The 3,438-nt window shown below is 65.3% G+C and carries 6 protein-coding genes; all 6 read left to right on the forward strand.

All coding sequences use genetic code 11. The features are described 5' to 3' along the window. Nucleotides 1–509, forward strand: a 509-nt coding sequence (locus AB1609_18425) for a DUF6710 family protein (GenBank protein ID MEW6048423.1), incomplete at its 5' end; no start/stop codon positions are given. 97 nt (nucleotides 510–606) lie between these two features. Then, nucleotides 607–783 carry a hypothetical protein gene (locus AB1609_18430; protein ID MEW6048424.1) on the forward strand — a complete coding sequence of 59 codons (177 nt, stop codon included), beginning with the start codon at nucleotides 607–609 and terminating at the stop codon, nucleotides 781–783. Between the two features lie 249 nt (nucleotides 784–1,032). Beyond that, a complete protein-coding gene (locus AB1609_18435) occupies nucleotides 1,033–1,386 on the forward strand; it encodes a hypothetical protein (GenBank protein ID MEW6048425.1) in 354 nt (117 codons plus the stop codon). A gap of 29 nt (nucleotides 1,387–1,415) precedes the next feature. Then, a complete protein-coding gene (locus tag AB1609_18440) occupies nucleotides 1,416–1,826 on the forward strand; it encodes a hypothetical protein (GenBank protein MEW6048426.1) in 411 nt (136 codons plus the stop codon). Next, nucleotides 1,823–2,395 carry a copper amine oxidase N-terminal domain-containing protein gene (locus AB1609_18445; protein MEW6048427.1) on the forward strand — a complete coding sequence of 191 codons (573 nt, stop codon included), beginning with the start codon at nucleotides 1,823–1,825 and terminating at the stop codon, nucleotides 2,393–2,395. Before AB1609_18440 ends, AB1609_18445 begins: the two co-directional genes overlap by 4 nt. A 13-nt stretch (nucleotides 2,396–2,408) precedes the next feature. Continuing rightward, on the forward strand, nucleotides 2,409–3,438 hold a 1,030-nt coding region (locus AB1609_18450; protein ID MEW6048428.1), incomplete at its 3' end, for a hypothetical protein.

The raw sequence follows: 3,438 nt of genomic DNA on the forward strand, positions 1-3,438 counted from the left end.
TGGAGGTCATAAGAAACGATTTGAAGTATGACCTGCTCACAAAGATCTTCTACACACGGGGGCATCTTCCGTCCTGGGGGTGGCTGCCCTTTCCAGTTGTGTGTTACGACGGGAACGGGGACAGGATGGAGGTCTTTGAGGGCGAAGGAAAAAAGAGGATGGTCAATCTGGCGGACGATTGCGTTCTGGTTCTGCCGTGGGACCGGAGAAGCGTTGGGACAAAAGACTTTGAGTTCGATAAGACAAACCATCGGGCTCACTACTTTTCGCCTCTCGGCATCTGCTATGTCTCCAATGGCAAGCACTCCGTTGCTGCTGGTGTTGGACACAAAAGGGGTTATGTCGAGGCGGTTGAACATGATGTCAGTGTTTTGTTCGACCACGTGTACACTGATGGCAGGTACTGGTACAGCAGGCACAGCGGTGAGAGGCTGGGCCTTGTGCATGATTTTCGGATAGGCGTTCTCTTTGAGCTGGCGCGGCAGAAGCGTCAAGCGTCTCTGGCTTGAGCTGAAGGCGTGTGAGAGCGGGTTTGCCAGCTGAGGCCCGAAAGGTGCTTGCCGAGTTGGTGGTTCTCGTGCTGGGCGCTGACCCGGGTTGGTTATAGTGTCGCATCTCGTCCTGCCCTGGGCGCCTGTGGTGGTGTTCTGGGCCCTGGTGGGGGGCGGGGCGTGTGCGGCGGCGTTCCTGGTGTGGTTCGTGGTTGCTTTGTTCGTGGATGTTGCCCTTTGCCCGCGGGGCCGGCGCGGTGCCGCCTTGAGGCCGGCGAGCCGGGAGGGCTGAAGCTCCGGGTTGTTGGAAGACTGCTGGCTGGTCCGCGAGGTCCTGGGGGCACATGCCCCGGTGGTTAACGAGGAGGCCGGGCGTCCGGCGTGGGTTAGCCTGTTGGCGTTGGGCGTTACGTGGCGGGTGGGCCTGCGGAAGCCCCCGGTTGGTGGATTCTTCAGGAGGGAATGCTTGGTGGGTTCTTTTGTAGGTTTTGGGGTGCGGAGCCTGACGTCCGGGCCCGGGCCTGGAAGGGAGGGTTGATCCGTGTACAGGAATCAAGCATTGCTCATGGTGGTCGTCGGTCTTGTTCCGGCCTGGGCGCTGTACCTGGGTCTGGGGGCGTCCAACGGGCGCGGCGCCGGCTGGGCCGTCGTGGGCGCGATCTGGTGGCTGGTGGTGGCCCGCCGGTCGGGCTGGCCGGAGGTGCCGTGGGGCGTGTTCTTCCGCACGTGGCTGGAGTGGGCGCTGATCCTGGGTTTGCTCGGCGGAGGGCTGGGTGCGGTAGCCGGATGGGTGGCCTGGGACGCGGTGGAGCTCGGTGTGGGCATGGGCGCCGCGTTCGGGTTCAGGGCGGCGGCTGTCCGGGTGAGGCAGGAGGTTCTGGCCGGCGCTCAGTGAGCCTGGTATGGTCCTTGGGGGGTCATCTTATGGCGATTGCGGTGGGCAGTTTTCCCCGCCGCGTCTGGGGAGTCCTGGGGTGTGAGTGGGGGAACCTGCCCGAGTATTCTGGAGTTGTGATGCTTGTGCTGGTCCTGGTCTGTGGGGGGACGGTGGTTCTCGGACGGTTGCTTCCTGGCCCGGTGGAGGCCTTTGCCACCCGCGTGGAGGCTGTGGTGCCCGTCGCGCTCCCGGCCGTCGGCGCGGTGTTCGGGCTGGGTTTTGTGGTGCTCTGCGGCCTGGTGGCGGCTGGGGCGTGGCAGGTATGCCGCCGCTGCGGGGCGGAAGGATGCGGGCAAGCGCCTGACGGAGGGAAGCAGGATGGCAGCCGCATGGCTCCGGCGGAAGGAGTTTCCTGGGTCCGGGCGAAAAACGTGAGGAGAGGGGGTGAGTCCCGTTGAGGAAACTGACGGTGCTGGTGGTCGTGTGTTTGCTGGTGCTCTGCCTGGCGCCTGGGGTGAGCGCCGAGGTGTTTCCCCCGATTGGGGGGCCGGGACAGGATGCCGGCGAACCCAACCCCAACCTGAAGCTCTGGGGCAAGGCGGTTGACATCCACATAAACGGCGAGTGGATCGTCAAGTGGAAGGACGCCCTCCCCTTCATCCAGGAGGACCCGCCCTGGCGGACGATGGTGCCAGTGCGGTTCATCTCCGAGAAGCTGGGCGCGAAGGTCACGTGGGTGCAGGAGGAGCAGAAGGCGGTCATCGAGCTGGGCGAAAAGAAGATCGAGCTGTGGGTGGGGAAGAACACCGCGAGGGTGAACGGCGAGGAGGTCGAGCTTGACGCCTCGATCTGGCTCCAGTCCGAGCCTGCGTGGCGCATCTTCGCGCCGCTGCGGTTCGTGACCGAGTGCCTGGGCGGCAAGGTGGAGTGGACGCCGCCCGGTGGCCTGTCCAAGTCCAAAGTGTACCCGGGGCAGAAGATCGCTATAGACGAGGTGGTCATCACCTACCCTGCTCCTGCAGAATGAGGGGTGATCGGGAATGCGTCGCTGGTTGCGGGGCGGCCTGGGGGCCGCCCTGATCCTTTCCCTGTGCCTTTTTGCGGCCTGCCCTGCCGGCGCGGCCGACTGGACGGAGTTCGGCGGCTCCCCGCTCAGGCAGCACCGGGCCGAGGACCAGGCCACGCTGCCGCTTTCGTCGGAGGACTGGTTCTGGACGCCGATCATCGGGGTGTCCTGCAGCCAGCCTCTCGTGGTGGGCGACACGCTTTACGTTCTGGCGGCGAAGGGGCAGACGTACACTCCCCCGGCCGCCGGGCTGTACGCGTTCGACCTGAAGGCGATGGAGAACTGGCCGGCGGAAGAGCCGCCGGTTCTCGAACCGCTTCCGGGCTACCCGATCCGGCTCAACGCCGACCCGGAGAACTACGAGCCCTCACAGGGGCACGTGACGTACGATCCTGCCACGGGTGGCTTCTACTGGGGGACCGCGGACGGCTGCCTGGCTGCCTGGAAGCCGGGGATGGCCGAGCCCGTGTTTCAGCCCCTGTACCGGGAGCGTCCCGGGGACACCCGGGTTGTCTCGGCCCCCTTGGTCCTGTCGCCCGACGTGATTGCCGTAGGCACGAGTCAGGGCGGGGTGTGGGTTGTGCAGGGATTGCTTGACCCTGCGCTGAGGAAGGAGGGACGTCCCTTTGCGGCTTGGGTCTGGCTCCCCGGATCGGTCACGTCGTCGTTCGTACAGGTAGCTCCGTACCGATTCCTCGTAGGTGTGGACGGCATCGGCGGCCGGGGCGAGGTGAGGTGCTACACGCTTTCCGGGGATAGCCTGGTCCTGTACGACTCCTGGGGCGACCACGGCCGGATCGTGACGCCTGCGGGCGTGCCTGCGTCCTTTGCCGTTGACGGCCCGCACTTCTACTTCTCGGACAAGTACGGGACTTTCTACAAGGCCGAGCTTGCCACGGGGAAGGTGGTGTGGGCGCGGCGGTTCGATCCTATCACCGCCCAGCGCTGGGCGGGCAAGGTCAAGGAGGAGATACGGACCCTGGAGGAACTGTACGCTCTGGGGC

The organism is Bacillota bacterium, assembly GCA_040754675.1.
Classification (GTDB): Bacteria; Bacillota; Limnochordia; order Limnochordales; family Geochordaceae; genus Geochorda.